Below are 669 nucleotides of genomic sequence, written 5' to 3' on the forward strand. Positions count from 1 at the left end.
AACGCCCCTCACGGGGCGTTTGTCTCAGACGGTGCGTGGTTTTAAATGCGCATGCCAGCGGGTCTCCAGTCGCTTGAACAACCAGACGATGACGAAGGTGAGCGCCATATAGAGCAGCCCCGCCGTGATAAAGGCCTCGAAAGGACTGTAGTAGCGGGAGTTGACGATGCGCGCCGCGCCGGTGAGATCGACGATGGTGATGATGCCCGCCACCGCCGAGCCCTGCAGCATGAAGATCACCTCGTTGCTGTAAGCGGGCAGTGCCCGGCGAAACGAGTTGGGCAGGATGACCCGGGTGAGGGTCTGCCAGCGGCTCATGCCAAAAGCCAGCGCCGCCTCGATCTGCCCCTTGGGCATGTTGCTCACGGCCCCGCGCACTATCTCGGCGGTGTAGGCGCCGGTGTTGAGGGTAAACGCCAGCAGGGCGCAGAACCAGGCCTGGGAGAAAAGACTCCAGGCCGCGCTGTTTTTCAGCCACTCCCACTGGGCGGCACCGTAATAGATGATAAAGAGCTGCACCAACAGAGGGGTGCCACGAAAGAAGTAGATAAAGGCCCAGATGGGGAAGCGGATCAGCCAGTTGCGGTGGGTCCGCAACACCCCCATGGGCACCGCCAGCATCAGCCCCAGCAAGAGGGAGCCGAGCACCAGCAGCACTGTGGTATAAAG

1 protein-coding gene is annotated in these 669 nt (G+C 61.7%); it reads right to left on the bottom strand.

Annotated elements, in window-relative coordinates; translation table 11 throughout:
- Positions 1-24: 24 nt before the first annotated feature.
- A partial coding sequence (locus BN1133_RS12090; protein WP_082178000.1) for an ABC transporter permease occupies positions 25-669 on the bottom strand: 645 nt, incomplete at its 5' end.

This window comes from Aeromonas schubertii (genome assembly GCF_000820105.1).
GTDB lineage: Bacteria > Pseudomonadota > Gammaproteobacteria > Enterobacterales > Aeromonadaceae > Aeromonas > Aeromonas schubertii.